Origin of the sequence: Streptomyces sp. NPDC127595 (assembly GCF_042671685.1) — a bacterium.
Taxonomy (GTDB): domain Bacteria; phylum Actinomycetota; class Actinomycetes; order Streptomycetales; family Streptomycetaceae; genus Streptomyces.
The window spans coordinates 1,179,395-1,198,697 of record NZ_JBHXWK010000001.1 but is presented as its reverse complement, the minus strand read 5'-3'; the positions used below and the strand labels follow the sequence as shown (position 1 = coordinate 1,198,697).

Below are 19,303 nucleotides of genomic sequence, written 5' to 3'. Positions count from 1 at the left end.
CTTCAGATTCATGGGGGTTCAGGGTCGTCGGGTCGCGGTGACCGTGAGCCGCCAGGCGACCTCTCCGGTCGGTGGCACGACGGCGGTGTCCCCATCGTTCGCCGCGGCGCGGTCGAAGACGCGGCCGAGCATCGGCTCGACACCGATCGAGCGGTAGGGCGCGCCCCGAGGGAAGCCGCCGAGGTTGCGCCAGAGGGCGACCGCGACTGGCTGCCCGTCGGCCTCGACGGACAGGTTGAGCGTGTCGGCGCCGTCGTGCACGGACACCCCGGAGGCGAGGACGACCGCTCCGACGGCGCTTCCGTCGTCCGGGCCGAGCCGGTCCAGCCGTACACCGTCGGCATTGGGCCAGGCGCCGGCGACCCAGCTGTCGCCCTCATCCGGGTACAGCCGAGTCACCGCCGGTCGCGCCACGCCGATCCGGGCGGCCGTCGAAAGGTCCAACAACGCGTGGGCCGCCCACACGAAGCGGTAGCCGGGCTCGGCGGCGAGCAGGTAGTCGGCGACGAGCGCGTCCCCTCGCGCGCCGATACGCCGGGTCAGGCGGAAGTCGGGACACTCCGCGACGTCCTCCTTCCCCGCCCTCCGCCAGGGCCGCGACCAGGCGTCCCCGTGGTCGGGCAGCCCGCGCACGGTGGGCACGCACTCCTCCAGGCCGCCGGCGTCGGCGAAGGGGTCGCCGGGCCGTACCGTACGTCGGCGGGGCTCGTCCCGGTGCCACAGCCACTCGCGGCCGCCCGCGGTCAGCGACGTCCAACGTCCGCCGCTGGCAAGGTCGGTGGTGACCCGGACCGGCAGCCGTTTGACGCTCACCATTCGGCGAAGGAGCCGTCTGCGTGCCGCCAGACGGGGTTGCGCCAGACGTGGCCGGACCGGTCGGCAGCGCGTACCGCGTCCTCGTCGACGGAGATGCCGAGTCCGGACGCCCCGGTGCGGTGCGCCTGGCCGTCGACGAAGCGGAAGGGCTCGGTGTCGACCAGGTAGGACAGCAGGTCGGCGTCCTTGTTGTAGTGGATGCCCCGACTCTGTTCCTGGATCAGGAAGTTGGGGGTGGCGAAGGCGACCTGGAGGCTGGCGGCCAGCGCGATGGGGCCGAGCGGGCAGTGCGGTGCCAGGTGGGCCCCGAAGGTCTCGGCGAGCGAGGCGATCCGGGTGACCTCCGATATCCCGCCGGCGTGCGACAGGTCCGGCTGGGCGACCGCGACGCCCGCGGTCAGCACAGGGAGGAAGTCGGCCCGCCCGTAAAGCCGTTCGCCGGTGGCCAGCGGCACGGACGAGGCGGCGACCAGTGCGGCCAGCAGGTGTGACTGCTCGGGCAGAACGGGTTCCTCGACGAACAGCGGGTGCAGGGGGGCTATCTCGTGGAGCACGCGGCGCGCGTTGGCGGCGCTGAAGCGGCCGTGGAAGTCGACGGCGACGTCCCGGTGCGGGCCCAGGGACTCGCGTGCGGCCGCCACGCGCTCGACGACGGCAGCCGTCTCGGCGGGGCTGCCGATCGGCGGGGTGCGCCCGGCGGCGTTCATCTTCACGGCGGTGAAGCCGGCCTCCACCTGTGCGGTGACCTCCTCCTTGATCCGCCCGGGTTCGTCGCCGCCGACCCAGGCGTAGACCCGTACGGTGTCGCGGACCGGGCCGCCGAGCAGGGTGTGCACCGGCACCCCGAGGGCACGGCCCGCGATGTCCCAGAGGGCCTGGTCGATGCCGGCGACGGCGCTGGACAGGACCGGGCCGCCCCGGTAGAAGCCGCCCTTGCTGAGCACCTGCCAGTGGTCCTGGATGCGCAGCGGATCCTGGCCCACCAGGTACTCCGCCAGCACCTCGACGGCTGCCCTGACCACCTCGGCCCGGCCCTCCACCACCGGTTCGCCCCAGCCGACGACACCGTCGTCGGTCTCGATGCGGCAGAACAGCCAACGGGGCGGGACGAGGAAGGTCTCGACGCGCGCGATCTTCACTGTGACTGGCCGTCCTTCTCCTTGGCGGAGCCGTTCGCGCTCTCGGGAGCGGTTGGGCCGCCGAGCTTGTCGAGGTCGCGCGTCGCCTGGTCGAGCAGGGCGCGCATGGCGGATTCCGCCGCGTCCGGGTCCCGGTCGCGCACGGCGTCGAGGACGGCGCGGTGGCTGGGGACCGGGTCCTCGCTGTGCGGGGCGCTGTGCACGAGCTGATCGCGCTGGGCCAGGCCCGACTCGATGACCATTTCCATGCGTTCGAGCAGTTCGTTGTGGGTGGCCGCGAGCAGCGCCCGGTGGAAGGCGAGGTCGGCCTCGACGGCGTCACTCGCGCCGCCCTCCTTGCCCATGGCGGTCAGTGCCGCCTCCAGCGCCCGGAGGTCGGCGTCGCTGCGGCGCGTCGCGGCCAGCCGCACGGCGGCGGGTTCGACGATGCCGCGGACCTCGCCGAGGTTGCGGAGCAGCGCGGGGTCAGCGCCGGTCCCCTTGCTCTCGGCGAACTGCCAGCGCAGCACATCGGCGTCGAGCAGGTTCCAGTCGGACCGGGGCCGGACGAAGGTGCCGCGCTTCTGCCGGGCGTCGACCATGCCCTTGGCCGCGAGGACCTTGAGCGATTCGCGCAGGGCGGTGAGGCTGACGTCCAACTCGCTCTGCAGGGCCGCCATGTCGAGCGTCGCTCCCTCGGGGATCTCGCCGCTGAGCACCCGGCGGGCGAGGGTCTCCACGGTCTGGCCGTGCACTCCGCGGCGGGCGTATGGCGTCATGTGTGTGCCTTTCTTGCTGGTCGGTCGGTGGCCGGAGCGGTCGGTGCTGTCAGGCGGAGGCCTTGGTGACGCTCCAGCCGCCGTCCACGGCCAGGGTGGATCCGGTGATGTAGGAGGCTTCGTCGGCGGCGAGGAAGGCGACGGCGGCGGCGACTTCCTCGGGGGTGCCGAAGCGGCGGGCCGCGGTCCCGGCGACGCTGAGCTCGCGGTCGGCCTGCGGGACACGGTCCCAGGCGGCGGTCAGGATCGGTCCCGGCAGCACGGCGTTGACGCGGACCTCGGGGCCGTACTCGACGGCGAGCTGGCCGCACAGCGACAGCAGCGCGCCTTTGCTCGCCGCGTACGCCGGGTGGCCGGGGATCCCCCGCTGGGCGTGGACGGAGGACACGAGCACCACGGCTCCTCGGTGCTCGCGCAGGTCGGGCAGCGTCGCCCTGACGCCCAGGAAAGCACCGGTGAGGTTGACCGAGAGCTGTCGTTCCCAGGAGGCGAGGCTCAACTCGTGGGCAGGTGCGACCGCCACCGTGTACGCGTTGCTGACCAGGATGCCCACAGGCCCGAAGCTGTGGGCGGCGGCGACAACCCGCACCCAGTCGTCCTCGCTCGCGACGTCGGCGGCGACGAAGAGGGCCCGGGCCCCGTCCCTGCGCAGCCGTTCGGCGGTCTCCTCGCCGCGATCGGCGGCGATGTCGACCAGGACGACGGCCGCGGCCTCCGCGGCGAGGCGTGCCGCGGAGGCCGCGCCGATGCCCGACGCGGCACCGGTGACCACGGCGACGCGGTCGGTGAAGCGGGCGGCTGGGTTCATGAGGTGGATCGTCTCCTGTCCGAGAGGGAGGTGGGGTTCCGATTCTTTCGCTGTCGTCACTGCCGGGCCAGGACGGTCAACTCCGCGTCGTGTCCGGCGGTCCAGGCGAACGGCAGCCCCGAGTGGAGCAGGTACGCGCCGCTGTAACGGGTGCCGGTTGCGGTATCGGCGTAGACAGCTTCCGGTGCGAGTCCGCGCAGCCGCAGTCGGGATGCCCGGCCGGGCACGAGGGGCGCGCCGTCGAGCGGGCCGGTGCTCCAGGCCGTCACCACCAGGCGGGCGCCGCCCTGTTCCTCGTACTGGATGCCGTACGTCGGGTCGGCGGGGCCGCCCAGCAGGTGGAGCTCGCCGTGGTGGACGACGTCGCGGACCTCCTTGTAGCGGGCGATCCACTCAGCGGCCTCGGTGCGCTGCTCCGGCGTCCACTGGCGGATGTCGGCGCCGATGCCCAGCACCCCGGCGATGGAGTTGACGAAGCGGAAGGCGAGCGAGCGGGGCCGGGGGTCGAAGAGGCCGGGGGCGTCGGTGACCCAGGAGCTCATGGTGTGCGGGGCGTGTGCGTGGAGGTAGCCGTACTGGATGCGCAGCCGGTCCATGGGCGCCGTGTTGTCGCTGGGCCACACCACATCGGTACGGGCGATGGTGGCGTGCTCGACGCGGGCGCCGCCGCCCGCGCAGCCCTCGACGGTGACGTGCGGATGGGCCAGGCGCAGGTGGTCCAGGACGCGCAGATAGCCGGCGACGTGGGCGGCGTCGAGGTCCTGTCGCTCCGGGTCCTCGCCCGCCGGGCGGCCGCGCTCGGTCGGCGGCCGGTTCATGTCCCACTTGAGGTAGCTGATGGCGTGGTCGCCGAGCAGCCGGTCGAGGGTGCCGATGACGAAGTCCTGGACGTCGTCGCGGCCGAGGTCGAGAAGGAGTTGGTTTCGTACGAGCGTCGCGGGCCTGCCCTCGATCCGGTACACCCAATCGGGGTGCTCGGCGTAGAGCTCCGAGCGGGGACTGATGCCCTCGGGCTCCACCCACAGGCCGAAGTCCATGCCCAGCGCACGGACGTCCTCGATGAACTGGTCGAATCCGCCGGGGAATTCGGCGGGGTCCGGATACCAGTCGCCGAGGCCACCGGTGTCGTCGGGGCGGCCGGGGAACCAGCCGTCGTCGACGACGAAGAGTTCGGCGCCGAGTTCGGCGGCGCTCTTGGCGAGCTCCAGTTGCCCTGCGGCGTCGACGTCGAAGCCGGTCGCCTCCCAGGAGTTGTAGAGCACCTTGCGCGGCCGGTCCACGCGCTCGCCGGTGAGGTGCCGCTCGTAGCGGTGCCACACGCGGGCCAACCCGTCGAGCCCGTCCGGGCTGAAGGCGCATGCCAGCCGGGGGGTGACGAGGGTGGCGCCGGGGGCGAGCCGGACGGCGCCCTCGTGCGGGACACGGCCCGCGCGGACTCGTACGGCGCCGCCCGGTTCGGCGTCGGCGGTGATCCGCCAGTTGCCGGACCACTCCAGGGCGATGCCGTAGGTGGGGCCGGCGCCCTCGGCTACGTCCTGGACCGCGAGCCAGGGGTGGTACGCGTGCCCTGCCGAGCCCTGGGTGCTCTCCATCTCGAACCGTCCGCGCTCCAGCACCACGTCCTTCAGCTGGAACTCCTGCGACCACTGCCCTGCCAGGTACGTCAGCCGCGCGCCGCCCTGGACGGGCACGTTGACGGCGGCGGAGTCGAAGCGCTCAAGGCGTACCTCGCTGTCACCGGTGCAGGTCAGCTCCGTCCAGCGCAGGACGACGTCGGTGCCGGGCCCCGTCTCGTAGCAGAGCGTCGTACGCAGCCCGAGCATGTCGTCGGCGAACTCCAGGCGCAGCGCCCGGTCGCCGTCCTGTGTCGCGCCGTCGAATCGCCACCAGCTGCCGCGGTCGCCGCCTGGGCATGCGGCGATCAGGTCGGCGCCGGTGAACGGCCGCAGCCCGTAAGGGATGTACTCGGCCGGGGCGGCGTCGGCGGGGGTGATGAAGTGGGTGCGCCGCGACCAGTCCATGGGCGAGGGCCCGTCCTCCGCGCCGTGCGGCCCCCAGGCGGCTAGCTCGGCCCAGCGTCCGTCGCCGCCGAGGGTGACGGCGTAGGTGGTGGTGTCGGTGCGGAGCAACCACCGTTCGTGCGTGGTCACTTGACGGCTCCGAGGTTCAGTCCGGCCACGAAGTGGCGCTGGAAGCGGAGGAAGACGGCCACCGTGGGTGCGGCGGCGATCACCGAGCCGGCCGCGATGACGTTCCACATGGAGACGTACTGGCCCTGCAGTCCGATGAGGGAGGCGGTGATGGGCATCTGGGTGTCGGTGCGCAGCACGGTGATGGCCCACAGCAGGTCGTTGAAGATCCAGGTGAACGACAGGGCGGTCAGCGCCGCCAGTGCCGGGCGGGCCAGCGGCAGGATGATCCGCCAGTAGATCTGCCAGGGGTTCGCGCCGTCGATGACGGCGGCCTGCTGAATCTCGCCGGGGATCGATCGCATGAAGCCGTGCAGGACGAAGACGTAGAAGCCGACTCCGAAGCCGACCTGCACACCGATCAGGGCGTACAACTGGTCGTAGATACCGAGCACTTCGCTGAGTTTGGAGACCGGGATCAGCAGGATCTGCGGGGGCAGCAGGTTGCCGCCGAGCATGAGCAGCAGCAGGACGCGCCGGAAGGGCAGGTCGTAGCGGCTGAGCGCGAAGGCCGCCATGGAGGCGAGTCCGAGCGAGAGCAGCACGGTCGGGATGGTGACCAGCATGCTGTTGATGAGGGCGCGCTGCTGGCCGCCGTCCACCCACGCCTGACGGAAGCTGTCGAAGGTGAAGGAGTGCGGCCAACTGCCCACGCCGTGGGCGGCGATGTCGTCGAACGTCCGGGTGCTGGTGACCAGGACGAGGGCGATCGGCAGCAGCCACAGGGCGGACAGCAGGCTCGCGGAGAGGTGGAAGCCGGCGGTGCGCCAGGCGCGGGCCCGGATGACGGGTCGGCGGGGAGCCGGCGGTGGTACGACGCTTTGGGTGACGCGCTCGGCGGTTTCGGTGGCGGTCATCAGTCGGCCTCCCGGAAGGCGCGCACGAGGTAGCTCGCGATGACGCCGAAGGCCAGCACGAAGATGACGACGGCGAGTGCGGAGCCGTATCCCAGTCGCAGGGACTGGAACGCGGTGGAGTACATGTAGGTGCTGAGCAGTTCGGAGGAGTGGTACGGGCCGCCGCGGGTGAGCGCCCACACCACGTCGAAGGAACGCAGCGAGTCGATGACGATCACCGACAGGACGACCGCGTTGACACCCCGCAGTTGCGGCAGGGTGATGTGCCGGAACTGCTGCAGGCGGGTGGCGCCGTCGACCTTCGCCGCCTCGTACAGCACGGGGTCGATGCCCTTGAGACCGGCCAGGTAGAGCACCATCACATAGCCGACCTGGCGCCACAGCGCGGGCACGATCACCGCGTAGAAGGCGGTGTCCTCGTCGGCGAGCCAGGCGTGCTTCCAGCCGCCGAGACCGAACGCACCCAGCACGTTGTTGATCAGACCGTCCGGCTGGTACATGGCCTGCCACACCAGCGCGGTGGCGACGAGTGAGAAGACCACCGGCAGGAAGAGCGCCGCACGGTAGAACCCGATGCCGCGCCGGTCCTGCTGGAGCAGCAGCGCGGCGCCGAGGCCGAGGGCGGCGGACAGCCCGCCGAAGAGCAGCAGCCACAGCACCGTGTTGACCGCGGCGGTGCGGAAGACCTCGTCGTGCACCATCTCGCTGAAGTTGCCAAGACCCACGAACTTCGGGGCCGACAGGCCGTCCCAGGAGGTCAGGGCGAGGTAGAAGCCCTGGAGGGCCGGCCAGAAGACCCAGAACGCCTCGGCGAGCAGCGGGACGAGGACGAAGGCCAGGACCACCGGGGGCACCCGCGTGGCCCTGGACCGTCGTGTGGAGCCGAGCAGAGCCATCGTCACTGGCTCCAGATCTTCTGTGCGCCGCGCTGCCAGGTGGTGAGGATGGAGCCGATCTCCTTGGGCTTGGCCAGGTAGTGCACGAGCGCCGTGTCCGCGGTCGGCTGGAGCGCGTCGCTGGAGTCCCGGTTGAAGAACTGCGTCACGTCGGTGGCGCTCTCGATGAGCTTGCGGCCTTTGAGGACCAGCGGCGTGCCGGCGTCCTTGGCGTCGGGGTGCGTGGGCAGCGCGGTGCCGGAGGAGTTCTTGAGGTACAGCTCCTGCCCCTCGGCGGAGGCCAGGTAGCGCAGCAACTCCTTTACGCCCTCGACGCGTTTGGTGCGGGCGCTGGCGAAGTACCCGTCGGTGGGCGCCTCTTCGGCGACCGGCACCTTCGCGTCGATGATGGGGAACTGGAAGAAGTCCAGGTCGTCCAGGGCGTCCTTGGGTGCGGCGTCGGCGAAGAAGGTACCGATGAGCATCATGCCGGTGCGGCCCTGGAGGAGGGCGGTGGTGGCGTCCTGGAAGGGGATCGCCGTTCCGTCGGGGTCGAAGTACGGGCGGGCCTGGTCCCAGGTGTCGAAGACCTTGCGGACCTCGGGGTCGTCGAAACGGTGCTTCCCGGCGAGGAGTTCGCGGTGGTACGCGGCGCCGTTGACGCGGATGTCGAGGTAGTCGAACCACGCGGAGGCGACCCACGGGGTGTCGCCGCCGGCGCCGAGGCCGATCGGCGCCACGCCCTTGCTCTTGAGCTTGTCGCACAGGTCCAGGAACTCGTCCCAGGTCTTGGGCTCCTGCACGCCCCACTTGGCGAAGTTGGACTTCCGGTAGAACATGCCCCACCAGTAGTAGCTGGTGGGCACGAAGACCTTCTTGCCGCTGGAGGCCGAGGTGCACAGGTTCTTCAGTGCGTCGGAGTAGCCGGCGAGTTCGGGCTTGTCCCAGATGTCGTCGAGACCCAGGAGCAGGTCCTTCTTGGCGTACGACTCGGCGACGGAGCCGGGGTACCAGGTGTAGACGTCCGGCGGGTTGGCCGAGGTGAGGTAGGTCGGCAGCTGGGTACGGAAGGTCTCCGACGCGACGGTGTTGAGCTGCGCCTCGGCGCCCCCGCGCTTCTCGAAGGCGGCGACGACCGCCTGCATCGCGGTCTTGGCCTGCGGGGAGGAGAGGTTGGACTGCAGGGTCACCGGGCCGCCGGACTTTCCTCCGGAGGCGGACGGAGTCTGGGTGACGCAGCCGCTGAGCAGCGCGCCGGTGCCGATCGCGCCCGCTCCTGCGAGGAATCTGCGGCGGGTGGCGTTGAAGGCGGTCATCTGTGCACTCCCTATGTGCCCACGGAACGGAGCTGAGGCCCCCTGACGGCCCGGCTCTTGGTGCGGCAGACGCAGCCTGTCGCGGGGTCCTGGCGCCGTCAAGATTAATTACTAATTTATTTCCCGGAGGGTGTGCTCCCTGGCCGAACAAGACCCGGAAGCACACCCGTTGATGCCGAGTGGTGCAGGCAGAGCGGGGTGAGGGAGCTCAGAGCCCGGTCTGGTGGACGCGCCCGTCCACCCCTCGGAAGGCGGCCAGCACGCCGCCGTCCGCCCCGGCGACCGCGCCGAGCGCGCCATCGAAGACACCGCTGCCGAACTCGGTGTTCTTGCTCCAGCCTGCCCAGCCGCCGGAGACGGTCCAACTGCGCGTCCAGAGCGTGTAGTCGCCGGCCCGCGTGTACAGATGGACGGTGTCGCCGGAGACCACCAGCGTCGGACTGCCGCTGATCGTGCCGCCGAGCGCGGTCCAGTCCGACCATGTGCCCGAGGTGTCACGGGACCGCCACCACACCGCGTCGTCGGCGGTGCGTACGGCCACGTGCAGGCGCCCGGCGTCGTCCGCGACGGCCGACGGGCGCCCGTAGAACGGACGGTCCTGCGGCGCGTCCAGCGAGGTCCAGCCGGAGGCAGGCCCGCGGGACCACACGGCTCCGTCCGCGCCGCGGCCGAACAGCGTCCAGTCGTCCGGGCCCGCGAAGGCCACGGTCGGCGCGTCCGTCAGCGTGCCGCCCAGGTTCTGCCAGCGGCCCCAGCGCCCGTCCGCGTAGACGCTCCGGTAGGCGGTGCTGTCGGTGCCGCGCACGAAGACGTCGATCCTGCCGCCGGCCGAGGCGTACGCGGCGGGCTGGCCGAGGACACGGCCGTGCGTCGGGCCGCCCAACTCGGTTGTCCTGGAGGCGGACCAGTCGCCGCCGCGCGCTGTCTGAGCGCGCAGCGCGCCGTCCGTGCCGCGGGTGAACACGGTGAGCGTGTCGCCGCCGCGCACCAGCGCCGGGCTCGCCGACGAGCGGCCGGGAAGCTGCGCGCCGGGGGCCTCGTCGGTGCCGGCCAGCTTGAGGAAGGCCGTGCCGTGCGCGGGGACACGCACCGTGTACGAGCCGGTGAAGGTGCCGCGCGAGATTCGCGCCCGCAGATCGCGCACGCCGACCTTGCCCGCCAGGCCCGCGTCGGCGAAGGTCACCGTACGGTCCTGCGCCTGGTCGGAGCGGTTGAGGAGGACGACCGCACGCTTGCCCGCACCCTCCAGCACCTTGCTGTAGACGTCGCCGACCGAGTCCGTCGCCACGCGGGCGCCCTGGATGCCCAGCCGGTCCTGGTTGACGGCGATGATCTCGGGGTTGCGCAGGGTGTCGATCATCGACTGCGGCAGGGTGCGCGGATCGCTGCCGAGCACGAGCGGCGAGGCCATCTCCGCCCACATCACGAACTGCGTGGTGGACTCCTCCTCCGTCAGTTCGTAGCCGCCCTCGGTGAGTTTGCGCATCGGGATGAGGTAGTCGGGGTCGTTCCAGTGCCCGGGCCCCTGGGCCTCGGGGTGCCAGGCATTGGCGTCCACGCTGCGCAGGATGTTCGGCCACTCCCCCGCGGTCGGGGTGCCCCAGGCGATGTCGGTGCCGGTGCGCCAGGAATCGGCGGTGGTGGGCCCGTAGACGAAGGCGTTGTGCGCGTCCTGCTCCGGGGTGTGTGGCATGCCCCAGTCGTCGGTGAGCGGGTTGCACAGGTTGAGCAGCATCTTCCGCCCGGACTTGGCGACGGCGTCACTGAACTCCTTGAAGGCGGGGCCTGGTTCGAGCCCGGCACCGATGCCGCAGAGGAAGTCGACCTTGATCGCGTCGATCTTCCACCCGGCGAACTGGCTGGCGTCCTCCTTGTAATGACCCCGGCTGCCCAGGCCGCACCACTTGCCGCCGTCGTACTCACCCGCGTCGGTGTAGATGCCCGCCTTGAGGCCGCGATTGTGAAGGTACGTCACCAGCGCGGGGATGCCGGAGGGAAAGCGCGTGGGGTTGGCCACGAGCCGGCCCGTCTCCGCGTCACGCGGCTGGTCCGCCTGCCAACCACCGTCCAGCCAGACGATGTTGTAGCCGCTGTCCCGCAGCCCGCTGCTGACCAGGTAGTCGGCGACCTTTCTGACCTGCTCCTCGGTCGGGGCGCCGAGCCCGTAGTAGGTGTTCCATCCCATGTACGGCGTGGGGGCCAGGCCACTGTCGTAGTACTGCGGCGCGCCCTGGTCGTCCCCGGCGTGTGCCGCCGGAACCGCCGACCCGACCAACACCACGACACCGAGTGCCGTCGTGGTCCGCCGCAGTCGCGCCGTCCCCGCACGTTGTGAAGCCACTGAAGTCTCCCGAGAGTTGGGTGCTCTGGGCACACTGCTCCGGACGTGCCGGGCGCCGGTGCCACGGCGGAAACTGTGGCCGGACCCCTCAGGGCTGTCAACATTAATTGCTAATTAACTTAAAAACGGGATCCAGCCTCTTGGGGATGCACCGCTTGCCCTACCTCAGAGGTAATCGTCTCGGCGCGCCCACACTGACAGGCTTGGTGATCTCCCCGCGTCGAAGGACGCGGACCAGGACAGAGAGGCCGGCCATGTCCATCGCCGCACCCATGAACACCCGCACTGTTGTTGAGGAGTTGCTGCGCAGAATCGGCGAGGGCGACCCCGCGCGCATCGCCGAACTGTATGCCGAGCAGGGCGATTGGAAGCTCGACTGGCCGGAGGCCGAGCACGGTCGCAGCGCCACGCCGTGGATCCGTCACCGGTCCACCCGGGCCGACGCGGCTGCCCACTATCGCGAGCTTGCCGAGCACCACCTGCCGGAGGGTGCGGCGACCGAGGTCGAGCGCATCCTCATCGACGGAGGCGACGCGGTCGTGCTCGGCGAGATCCGTCAGACCGCCCGGCCCACCGGACGTGCGTATCACGCGCGGTTCGCTCTCCATCTCACCGTCGAGAACGGCCTTGTCACCCGCCATCACGTCTTTGAGGACAGCCTGGCCGTCGCCCAGGCATTCGAGGCGGAGAGCCACTGAAAGGCCCCCGGGCCGCCCCACAGTGCGCAGACTCAGGGCCTCGGGGCGGCTTGCGCCGAGGGCGGCCCCACACGCAAGGCGGCGTTGCCCAGGGCCCGCCCCACCCCCATTTCCTTGCTTGACAAAGCATATACCCATCCAGGCATACTCGATGGCCATCAGCCCTGTGGTTCGCACGACGGAAGGCCCGCATGAACCTCGGCATCGCCATCGCGGATTTCACCCAGCCCGGGGGCCCGGCGGGCATCGCAGGTCACGTGGGCCGCCTCGCCCGCAGCGCGGAGGAGTACGGCTTCACGCGCATCGCCGTCATGGATCACCTCTTCCAGATCGGGATCGTGGGCGCCTCGGAGCAGGAGATGCTGGAGGCCTACACGACCTTGGGCTACCTGGCCGCGTCCACCGAACGCGCGGAACTTCTCGCCCTGGTGACCTCCGTCGGCTACCGCGAACCCGGACTGCTGGCCAAGATGGTCACCACGCTCGACGTCCTTTCCGAGGGCCGCGCCGCCCTGGGCATCGGCGTCGGGGCCGGTTTCAACACCGCCGAGGCGCGCGGGCTCGGCCTGCCTTTCCCTCCGGTCGCGGAGCGCTTCGAGCGACTCGAGGAAACTCTTCAGATCTGCCTGCAGATGTGGAGCGAGGACGACAAGCCCTTCGACGGCCGGTACTACCGGCTCGAGCGCACCCTCAACTCCCCCAGCACGGTACGGCGACCCCGCCCGCCGATCCTGATCGGCGGATCCGGTGAGCGGAAAACCCTGCGGCTCGTCGCGGAGTACGCCGACGCCTGCAACCTCTTCCACGGACCCGACCTCCCCCGCAAACTCGACGTACTCCGCAGACACTGCGATCACGTCGGGCGCGACTACGCCGAGATCGAGAAGACGGTCCTGCTCCCCCTCGACCCCGGCGCACGGGGTGAGAACATCCAGGCCCTGCTCGCGGAACTCCGGCGACTGGACCACATCGGCATCGACCACGTCATCGGACCGATCCGCGGAGCCGACCAGCACGCAGCGCTGCAACTGCTCGGCGAGCGCCTGGTGCCGGAGGCACGGCAGATCTGACCAACCGCGTCACGCGGTCGCGAACGCCATTTATTTGCTTGCTAACGCAGCTATATAGGGAGACGCAGATGAGCAACACAAGCGAGGCCGATGTCGATGTCGTCATCATCGGCGGAGGTTCCGCCGGCGCCGCGCTCGCCGCCAGGATCAGCGAGGATCCCCAGCGCACCGTGCTGCTGATCGAGGCGGGACCTGACTATCCCGCCGGCCGGGTCCCCGAAGGGCTGCTGGCCCCGCAGCTCCTGGCCGACCCCGATCACGACTGGGGGTACACGGCGCGTGCCACCGACCGTGCCCCGAGCATCCCCGCACCGCGCGGCCGGGCCATGGGCGGCAGTTCCGCGGTGAACGCGGGTGTGGCGATCAGGGCACATGCGGCGGACTTCGCCGCCTGGGGAGAGCGCTACGGGATCAAGGGCTGGTCGTACGAGGAGGTCCTGCCGACCTTCAGGGACATGGAGAACACGCCGACCGGCGACGACGCCTACCACGGCCGTACGGGCCCCTTCCCCATCCGGCAGTGGACGTACGAGGAACTCACCTCTCCGCTACGGGCGTTCGTGGACAGCTCGGCTGACCTGGGGTTCCGGCGGAACGACGACTTCAATGCCGACCAGCAGGGCGGCACCGGCGGTTACCCGGTCAACATCGTCGACGGAGTACGCCAGAACACCGCCCTTGTGTATCTGACACCGCAGGTGCGGAGCCGCCCCAACCTGACGGTGCTGAGCGGCGTCACGATCGACAAGGTGGTCATCGAGGACGGCGTGGCGCGAGGCGTGGTGAGCGCGTCGGGCACGGTATACCAGGCCGGTGAGGTTGTGCTGTCCGCAGGGAGTTACGGCAGCCCTGCCATCCTGCTCCGCTCCGGTGTCGGCCCGGCCGAAGATCTGCGGGCTCTCGGTATCGACGTGGTCTCCGATCTCCCGGTCGGCCGCAGGCTGCAGGATCACCCTTTCTTCCACTCGCTGTTCGCCCTCGCACCCGAGCACCAGACCATGACGTCCGCCTTCCAGGCCCATCTGTGGTTCGCCTCGCGCGACGCGCACGCCGGCGAACTGGACCTCAGCATCGTCGCCACCCACCTGCCGGACGCCTCTTTCAGTCCCACCGACGGGGCGATCCTCCTCGCCGCCGCCCTCACCGGGCCGGAGTCGCGCGGCTCGGTGCGGCTGGCCAGTCGCGATCCCCACGACGCCCCGGTCATCGACAACAACTTCTTCGCGACGGCCAGGGACCGCGGTCGCATCCTGGAGGCGGTGAAGCTCGTACGCCGTCTGGCGAGCACCCCGCCGTTCGCCGGCACGGTGGCGGCCGAACTCGCTCCCGGTGAGGCGGTGCGGAGCGACGAGGAGCTGGCGGCGGCGATCGCGGCAGGAATCTCCACCTACGGACACCCGACCTCGACCGCGCCCATGGGAGGGCCCGGGGACGAATGGGCGGTCGTCGACGAGTCGGCGGCCGTGAAGGGGCTGACGGGACTGCGCGTGGTGGACGCCTCGATCATTCCCGAGGTTCCGTCGACCGTGACCAACGCGACCACCATCATGATCGCAGAGCACATCGCACGGCGCGTGTACGGGAGTTGACGAGACTCGGCGCCGACTCCTACGAACGCCCGGACAGGTCGGTGGAGTCGGCGTCGGCAGTCCACCAGGCGGGAGCGCATGCCACGGCCGCGTCGACCAGGTCGTCCTTCGTGACGGACGGGTCGTTGAGCCATGCCCTGATGGCGCCGGCGAAGCCATGGGCCATGAACTGCGCGATCACCTGACGGTTGGCGTCAGGGAGCCCCGAGCGGTCACCGCGGGCCATGAACTCCAGGGCGTAGTCGCTGAAGTGGTGCACAAGGGCGTCGTACACCCCGCTGTCCGCGGGATCCGCGAGGGCGTGCCGATACACCGCGATGAACCGCTCGACGTGGTCGGCCACCTCCTTGGTGGCCAGGCGAAGCAGCTCGCGGTCCGCGAATCCGCCCTGCGCACGCCGCTCATCCTCCAGCCGGTGGCCGTGCTCCAGGTCAGCCTGGAGCACCTGGATGAGCAGGTCCAGCGGGGTGCTGTAGCGGTTGTAGAACGTGGCACGGGTGACCCCGGCGCGTTCGGCCAGTTCGGCGACGGTGATCTGGGAGACGGGCCGCTGCGCGGCGAGGTCCACGATGGCCTGCCCGAAAGCCCGGACTGTGCGGGTGATCCGTGGATCGATCCGGTCGTTCAGCGTTCTGCCCTCCCTGTATTCACATTGCACCCTGCCATGATCAGTGATTTTATACACATGTCAAATAGTGCGTGGAAAGGAACCGTCATGGCCTCCCACACTTCGATCCCGCCGCAGGAAGCCGCCGACCGGTTGGCCATCCGCGAGTTGGTCGACACCTACGCACACTGCGCGGACCGACGTGACGCCAAGGGCCAGATGGCCCTGTTCACCAAGGACACCCGCTTCCTGGTGTTCATGGACGCCACGGCGACGGAGCCGACGCAGGAGCTGCACGGCCGCGAGGCCCTCGCCCCGGTGTTCGACAACCTCAACACCTACCGGACCACCACTCACTTCAACGGCCAGAGCACCGTCACCCTTGACGGGACCCGGGCGACGGGAGAGAGCTACTGCCTCGCCCACCACGTCTCGGTCGATGAGTCCGGACAGCGCACCCTCATGATCGCCTCGATTCGCTATCTCGACGAATTCACCAAGCAGGACGGCGACTGGTACTTCGCCGAGCGCCGCCTGATGGTCGACTGGACCGAGACCCGCCCCTCCGCACCCTGAGAGGTCAGAGGGCGGCTGTCTCGTCCCGCGCCAGTCGGCGTACGACGGCAAGTCCCCACGGGATGCCGAGGAGGACGACGAGTGCGAGCCCCAGGACCAGCGGGGCAGGACGTAGAGCGCCGAGAGCAACGGCCGCGAGGGCCACGACGAGACAGGTGCGGGCGAGCGGCCGGTACAGGTCACGGTCGTCCCGCCAGACCTCCAGGCCGGTCGCGAGGAGCATCGTCGTCGCGAGCACCACAGCGACGCCCCCGCACAGGACCCAGGCCGTTGCGACGGGCGTCCGGCTGTCGTGCGCGTGCTCTACCAGACCGACCATCGCGGCACCCATGGCGGTCAGCGCCGCCGTGAGCGGCAGGTGCGTGAGCATCCACTGCAGGGTCACCCAACGAGTGCGTCTGGGGCGGCGGTGTCCGACGAAGTCGAAGTACGTCCACCACACGCCGAATCCGACCACCACGGCCACGAGCCCGACCGCGAGGTTCATGGCGCTGGTCGGCTCGCCGGCCAGCCCGTTCACCACGCCCGTGACGGTTTCGCCGAGCACGATGATGATGAAGAGCCCGAACCGTTCGGTGAGCGCGTCGGTGATGGCGAGCGCCGTCATCTGGGCCGGCGCGGCTGCGACGGTCACCGCCGCGAACCCGACGAGGTAGGCGACAACCAGCAGCGCCCAGGTCAGCATGCGGGCGTCGGGCGACAGGAAGGCACTCGCGACGAGGACGACCGCACAGGCAGCAGTTCCCGTCACGTACAGCCGACTTGGCTTCCGGAACTCCGCCGTGCTCCCTCGGGAGGACAGCAGCCAGAGCAGAGCCAGTACGGCGAAGAGAACTCCAGCGGCGATGGCGAAATGACGTCCCTCCTCGCCGCCCGCCTCGGGGATGAAGGCCCCCAGCGGGACGAGGACGAGGATCTGCAACAGGAACAGGCTGCGCCCCCGGGCGTCGTCGTGGCCGTGCAGATCGTGGTGCAGCGTGCCGTTGAGCCAGGCGATCCACACCAGTGCGAACACCACGGCGAACTCGCTGAGCCCGTGCCAGGTGAGGTGGTCGGCCAGGTGGTGGGCGGCCTGGGCGACCAGCACGACCACGATCAGGTCGTAGAAGAGTTCAAGGGGGCCGACCACCCGGTGCTGCGGCTGTTCGCCATGGGCGCGCGGCGGTCGCCACAACTGACGGCGCACCCGGGCCCAGTTTCCTTGTCCCGAAGTCATGTCGGTCACCTCAGCCGTTGAGCGTGCCCGCCCGGTGCGCGCGGTTTCATGGCGTCTCCACACGAACTGGCTGGATCCCTTCTATTTGACACTTGTATATTAACACCGTCCGGAGCGTGCGCCGTCGGCACGCAGAAGGTCCCGGACACGGGGCGCGTGTCCGGGACCTTCGCGATCACCGTCTTGACTGACGAACGAGGCATCTCAGTCGAGCTTGTCGGCCACCGCTTCGAACTGCCTCGCCATGGTCGGCAGCGACCGACCGTCGAGCAGGTCCATGACCCGCTTGCGGGCACTCGCCAGGTGTATCGGATACGCCGCCTCAAGCCGTTTCAGCCCTTCAGGGGTGAGGGTCGCGACGTTCCCCCGCGCGTCCCCCTCGAAGCGCCGCTTGACGACCTGCCCGCGGCTCTGCAGCGATTCCACCACGCGGGTGATACGGCTGGCCGACAGCGCGGTCGCCAGGGCGAGATCCGCCATGCGGAGTTCCTGGTTCTCGGCCTCGGAGAGGTTCATCAGTACGACGTACTCGGTGAGCGTCAGCCCGGTCGAGCGCAGCAGATCGTCATCCAGCGAGCGCGGCAGCGCGACGATGATGCGCATCAGGGCACGCCAGAATCGCTCTTCCTGAGCGAGCAGGGGATCTTCGGCGGTCATCCCTGCAGATTAGCGTGCTCAAGCAAGGAATCTCAATGTGCGGCAACCTCTGCCGACTGGCTGGAGCGGGTCAGTGACCTTGCCGGCCCGACGTGTTCCGTGCAGGTTCGACCGAGGGCGCGCCTCCGGCCGCGATGAGTTCCGGCCGGATCGCGAGTCTGTTCTGGTGAGCGTCGTACGACGCCGTACGACGCTGCCCGGCCGGCGACACCACGGAGGACACCATGACGACCACGCCCGCCGACGCGAGCAGCGATCTCCCCGGCAAGCCGCCCGTCGTCGACCTGGCCACCTGGCAGGCGGCGCGCGAGAAGTTGCTGGTCCGCGAGAAGGCGCACACCCATGAGGGCGACGCGATCGCCGCGGCCCGCCGCCGGCTGCCGATGGTGGAACTCGACGGGACGGTCGAGGTCGTCGGGCCCAACGGACCGGTCCCGTTCCTGGACCTGTTCGAGGGGCGCGACGAACTCGTGGTCTACCAGCACATGTGGTACGACGGCGCGCCGCACCAGGGGCAGTGCGAGGGCTGCACCACCACGGCCTGGCACATGAAGGACGCCGTCTATCTCAACGCCCGGGGCGTCTCGTACGCCGTCCTGACCTCGGGCCCGTGGGACGAGGTGGCCTCCTTCGTCGAGTTCATGGGTTACACCCAGCCCTGGTACTCCGTGCAGGGCATGGACACACTGGCCGGTGGAGGAATGGGGCACATCAGCTGCTTCCTGCGCGACGGCGACCGCGTGTTCCTCACCTACTCCACGACGGGCCGCGGCAACGAGCCGGTCAACGGATCCCTCGCCCTGCTGGACATGACGCCCTACGGCCGCGGCGAGGCGTGGGAGGACAACCCCGAGGGATGGCCCGTGATCGGCGACGTCCGCGAGGGGCATCCGTCCGGCGGCGGTCAGGCCTGCTGGTACTGGCGCTCGGACGCCGACGGCGTCGCCACCTGGGGACCGACCAGCCGGCCCGTGCCGCAGTGGACCCGGCCCGGTGCGACGCCCGTGGAGACCCTTGGCCGACGCGGCCAACACCACTGACGGGGGGGGTGAGAGAGGCGCCGTCGGCTTCGGCTTCGGCTTCGGCTTCGGCTTCGGCTTCGGCTTCGGCTTCGGCTTCGGCTTCGGCTTCGGCGAAATGTGTCGGGGCCGTCCCAGTCAGCCGGCCGCTCCCCAATACACAGGGCGTCGGGAAACGAGCGGATCAGCCACCGACTGCAGCCCCTCGGCGAGCTTGTGGACCAGGGCGGGATCGAGCTGGTCCACGACTCGTCGGCGGGCGCTGGCCAGATGAGCCGGGTAGGCGCGCATCAGCCGCCGCCGGCCGGCTTCCGTGAGCACGGCCGTGCTCCCCCGGGCATCCGTCGAGTGACGTCGCTTCACCACCAGGCCTTGAACGCGCAGGGTCTCCACGAGCCGGGTGATACGGCTCGCGGACAAGGCCGTTGCGGCGGCCAGGTCGTTCATGCGCATGCAGTTGCCCTCCGTCTCGGAGAGATGCATCAGGACGATGTACTGCGTGAGCGACAGGCCCGTGGAGCGCAAGAGATCCTCGTCGAGCGCCCGGGGCAGCGCCACCAGCAACTTCTGCAGTGAACGCCGGAGGCGCTCCTCAGCACCGTTCAGCGGTTCTGGGGACGTTGGACCCGTTCGGCCCGCGACGTGCGGTGGTTGCTGTGTCGGCACCTCTCCCGCCCCCCTCTCTTCCGAGCTCCTGGCGAGAACACTCAAGCACAGGTTTTACTTGCTTGACAAAGCATTCCCCGTGGGGTTGAAAATACTTGCCAAAGCA

General features: G+C 70.1%; 18 protein-coding genes. 5 read left to right on the top strand and 13 right to left on the bottom strand.

Annotation, left to right across the window (positions count from 1 at the left end; translation table 11 throughout):
- Positions 1 to 18: 18 nt before the first annotated feature.
- From ACFVKT_RS05205 to ACFVKT_RS05165, 9 genes are all read right to left on the bottom strand, one after another.
- The gene (locus ACFVKT_RS05205; RefSeq protein WP_385727645.1) at positions 19 to 816 is read right to left on the bottom strand and encodes a hypothetical protein; all 798 of its coding nucleotides are present in this window, start codon (positions 814 to 816) and stop codon (positions 19 to 21) included.
- Entirely contained in the window at positions 810 to 1,955 is a 1,146-nt protein-coding gene (gene dgoD / locus ACFVKT_RS05200) for a galactonate dehydratase (RefSeq protein ID WP_385727643.1), read from the bottom strand. The genes ACFVKT_RS05205 and dgoD overlap by 7 nt, the downstream gene beginning before the upstream one ends.
- Positions 1,952 to 2,713, bottom strand: coding sequence for a FadR/GntR family transcriptional regulator (locus ACFVKT_RS05195; RefSeq protein ID WP_385727641.1), 762 nt, complete (start codon positions 2,711 to 2,713; stop codon positions 1,952 to 1,954). The genes dgoD and ACFVKT_RS05195 overlap by 4 nt, the downstream gene beginning before the upstream one ends.
- Positions 2,714 to 2,762: 49 nt before the next feature.
- Positions 2,763 to 3,521, bottom strand: a complete 759-nt coding sequence (locus ACFVKT_RS05190) for an SDR family NAD(P)-dependent oxidoreductase (RefSeq protein ID WP_385727639.1) — start codon at positions 3,519 to 3,521, stop codon at positions 2,763 to 2,765.
- Between the two features lie 56 nt (positions 3,522 to 3,577).
- Entirely contained in the window at positions 3,578 to 5,671 is a 2,094-nt protein-coding gene (locus ACFVKT_RS05185) for an alpha-galactosidase (protein ID WP_385727637.1), read from the bottom strand.
- A complete protein-coding gene (locus tag ACFVKT_RS05180; protein ID WP_385727635.1) occupies positions 5,668 to 6,567 on the bottom strand; it encodes a carbohydrate ABC transporter permease in 900 nt (299 codons plus the stop codon). Before ACFVKT_RS05180 ends, ACFVKT_RS05185 begins: the two co-directional genes overlap by 4 nt.
- On the bottom strand, positions 6,567 to 7,463 hold the full coding sequence (locus ACFVKT_RS05175; protein WP_385727634.1) for a carbohydrate ABC transporter permease: 897 nt from the start codon (positions 7,461 to 7,463) through the stop codon (positions 6,567 to 6,569). The genes ACFVKT_RS05180 and ACFVKT_RS05175 overlap by 1 nt, the downstream gene beginning before the upstream one ends.
- A gap of 2 nt (positions 7,464 to 7,465) precedes the next feature.
- Complete coding sequence (locus ACFVKT_RS05170; RefSeq protein WP_385727632.1) at positions 7,466 to 8,758, bottom strand: ABC transporter substrate-binding protein; 1,293 nt, start codon at positions 8,756 to 8,758, stop codon at positions 7,466 to 7,468.
- A 208-nt stretch (positions 8,759 to 8,966) separates the two neighbouring features.
- Positions 8,967 to 11,099 carry a glycoside hydrolase family 27 protein gene (locus ACFVKT_RS05165; RefSeq protein WP_385727630.1) on the bottom strand — a complete coding sequence of 711 codons (2,133 nt, stop codon included), beginning with the start codon at positions 11,097 to 11,099 and terminating at the stop codon, positions 8,967 to 8,969.
- A gap of 254 nt (positions 11,100 to 11,353) precedes the next feature.
- Between ACFVKT_RS05165 and ACFVKT_RS05160 the strand changes: the two genes are divergently transcribed.
- From ACFVKT_RS05160 to ACFVKT_RS05150, 3 genes are all read left to right on the top strand, one after another.
- Positions 11,354 to 11,797, top strand: coding sequence for a nuclear transport factor 2 family protein (locus ACFVKT_RS05160; protein WP_385727629.1), 444 nt, complete (start codon positions 11,354 to 11,356; stop codon positions 11,795 to 11,797).
- Positions 11,798 to 11,988: 191 nt separating this feature from the next.
- A complete protein-coding gene (locus ACFVKT_RS05155; protein WP_385727627.1) occupies positions 11,989 to 12,867 on the top strand; it encodes an LLM class F420-dependent oxidoreductase in 879 nt (292 codons plus the stop codon).
- 68 nt (positions 12,868 to 12,935) lie between these two features.
- Entirely contained in the window at positions 12,936 to 14,456 is a 1,521-nt protein-coding gene (locus ACFVKT_RS05150; protein ID WP_385727625.1) for a GMC family oxidoreductase, read from the top strand.
- A gap of 19 nt (positions 14,457 to 14,475) precedes the next feature.
- Here the strand turns inward: ACFVKT_RS05150 and ACFVKT_RS05145 are convergent, their stop codons facing one another.
- Positions 14,476 to 15,114 (bottom strand): TetR/AcrR family transcriptional regulator, encoded by a 639-nt coding sequence (locus ACFVKT_RS05145; protein ID WP_385727623.1) that lies wholly within the window; start codon positions 15,112 to 15,114, stop codon positions 14,476 to 14,478.
- A 57-nt stretch (positions 15,115 to 15,171) separates the two neighbouring features.
- Here ACFVKT_RS05145 and ACFVKT_RS05140 point away from each other — a divergent pair, with 57 nt between their 5' ends.
- Positions 15,172 to 15,639: a nuclear transport factor 2 family protein gene (locus ACFVKT_RS05140; protein ID WP_385727621.1), complete on the top strand. Its 468-nt coding sequence runs from the start codon at positions 15,172 to 15,174 to the stop codon at positions 15,637 to 15,639.
- Between the two features lie 4 nt (positions 15,640 to 15,643).
- Here ACFVKT_RS05140 and ACFVKT_RS05135 read toward each other — a convergent pair whose 3' ends face one another.
- Together ACFVKT_RS05135 and ACFVKT_RS05130 are read right to left on the bottom strand one after the other, a co-directional pair.
- On the bottom strand, positions 15,644 to 16,855 hold the full coding sequence (locus ACFVKT_RS05135) for a low temperature requirement protein A (RefSeq protein WP_385727619.1): 1,212 nt from the start codon (positions 16,853 to 16,855) through the stop codon (positions 15,644 to 15,646).
- Between the two features lie 204 nt (positions 16,856 to 17,059).
- Positions 17,060 to 17,512: a MarR family winged helix-turn-helix transcriptional regulator gene (locus ACFVKT_RS05130; RefSeq protein ID WP_385727617.1), complete on the bottom strand. Its 453-nt coding sequence runs from the start codon at positions 17,510 to 17,512 to the stop codon at positions 17,060 to 17,062.
- A 224-nt stretch (positions 17,513 to 17,736) separates the two neighbouring features.
- Here ACFVKT_RS05130 and ACFVKT_RS05125 point away from each other — a divergent pair, with 224 nt between their 5' ends.
- The gene (locus tag ACFVKT_RS05125) at positions 17,737 to 18,552 is read left to right on the top strand and encodes a DUF899 domain-containing protein (RefSeq protein ID WP_385727615.1); all 816 of its coding nucleotides are present in this window, start codon (positions 17,737 to 17,739) and stop codon (positions 18,550 to 18,552) included.
- Positions 18,553 to 18,669: 117 nt separating this feature from the next.
- Here ACFVKT_RS05125 and ACFVKT_RS05120 read toward each other — a convergent pair whose 3' ends face one another.
- Positions 18,670 to 19,089: a MarR family winged helix-turn-helix transcriptional regulator gene (locus ACFVKT_RS05120; protein WP_385728171.1), complete on the bottom strand. Its 420-nt coding sequence runs from the start codon at positions 19,087 to 19,089 to the stop codon at positions 18,670 to 18,672.
- Positions 19,090 to 19,303: the final 214 nt, after the last annotated feature.

Excerpts from the sequence above, each read along its gene's own strand:
- ACFVKT_RS05150 (WP_385727625.1), top strand. The coding sequence starts at position 12,936 with ATGAGCAACACAAGCGAGGCCGATGTCGATGTCGTCATCATCGGCGGA.
- ACFVKT_RS05130 (WP_385727617.1), bottom strand. The coding sequence starts at position 17,512 with ATGACCGCCGAAGATCCCCTGCTCGCTCAGGAAGAGCGATTCTGGCGT.
- ACFVKT_RS05195 (WP_385727641.1), bottom strand. The coding sequence starts at position 2,713 with ATGACGCCATACGCCCGCCGCGGAGTGCACGGCCAGACCGTGGAGACC.
- ACFVKT_RS05205 (WP_385727645.1), bottom strand. The coding sequence starts at position 816 with ATGGTGAGCGTCAAACGGCTGCCGGTCCGGGTCACCACCGACCTTGCC.
- ACFVKT_RS05125 (WP_385727615.1), top strand. The coding sequence starts at position 17,737 with ATGACGACCACGCCCGCCGACGCGAGCAGCGATCTCCCCGGCAAGCCG.
- ACFVKT_RS05135 (WP_385727619.1), bottom strand. The coding sequence starts at position 16,855 with ATGACTTCGGGACAAGGAAACTGGGCCCGGGTGCGCCGTCAGTTGTGG.
- ACFVKT_RS05190 (WP_385727639.1), bottom strand. The coding sequence starts at position 3,521 with ATGAACCCAGCCGCCCGCTTCACCGACCGCGTCGCCGTGGTCACCGGT.
- ACFVKT_RS05155 (WP_385727627.1), top strand. The coding sequence starts at position 11,989 with ATGAACCTCGGCATCGCCATCGCGGATTTCACCCAGCCCGGGGGCCCG.
- ACFVKT_RS05170 (WP_385727632.1), bottom strand. The coding sequence starts at position 8,758 with ATGACCGCCTTCAACGCCACCCGCCGCAGATTCCTCGCAGGAGCGGGC.
- ACFVKT_RS05160 (WP_385727629.1), top strand. The coding sequence starts at position 11,354 with ATGTCCATCGCCGCACCCATGAACACCCGCACTGTTGTTGAGGAGTTG.
- ACFVKT_RS05175 (WP_385727634.1), bottom strand. The coding sequence starts at position 7,463 with ATGGCTCTGCTCGGCTCCACACGACGGTCCAGGGCCACGCGGGTGCCC.
- ACFVKT_RS05180 (WP_385727635.1), bottom strand. The coding sequence starts at position 6,567 with ATGACCGCCACCGAAACCGCCGAGCGCGTCACCCAAAGCGTCGTACCA.
- ACFVKT_RS05140 (WP_385727621.1), top strand. The coding sequence starts at position 15,172 with ATGGCCTCCCACACTTCGATCCCGCCGCAGGAAGCCGCCGACCGGTTG.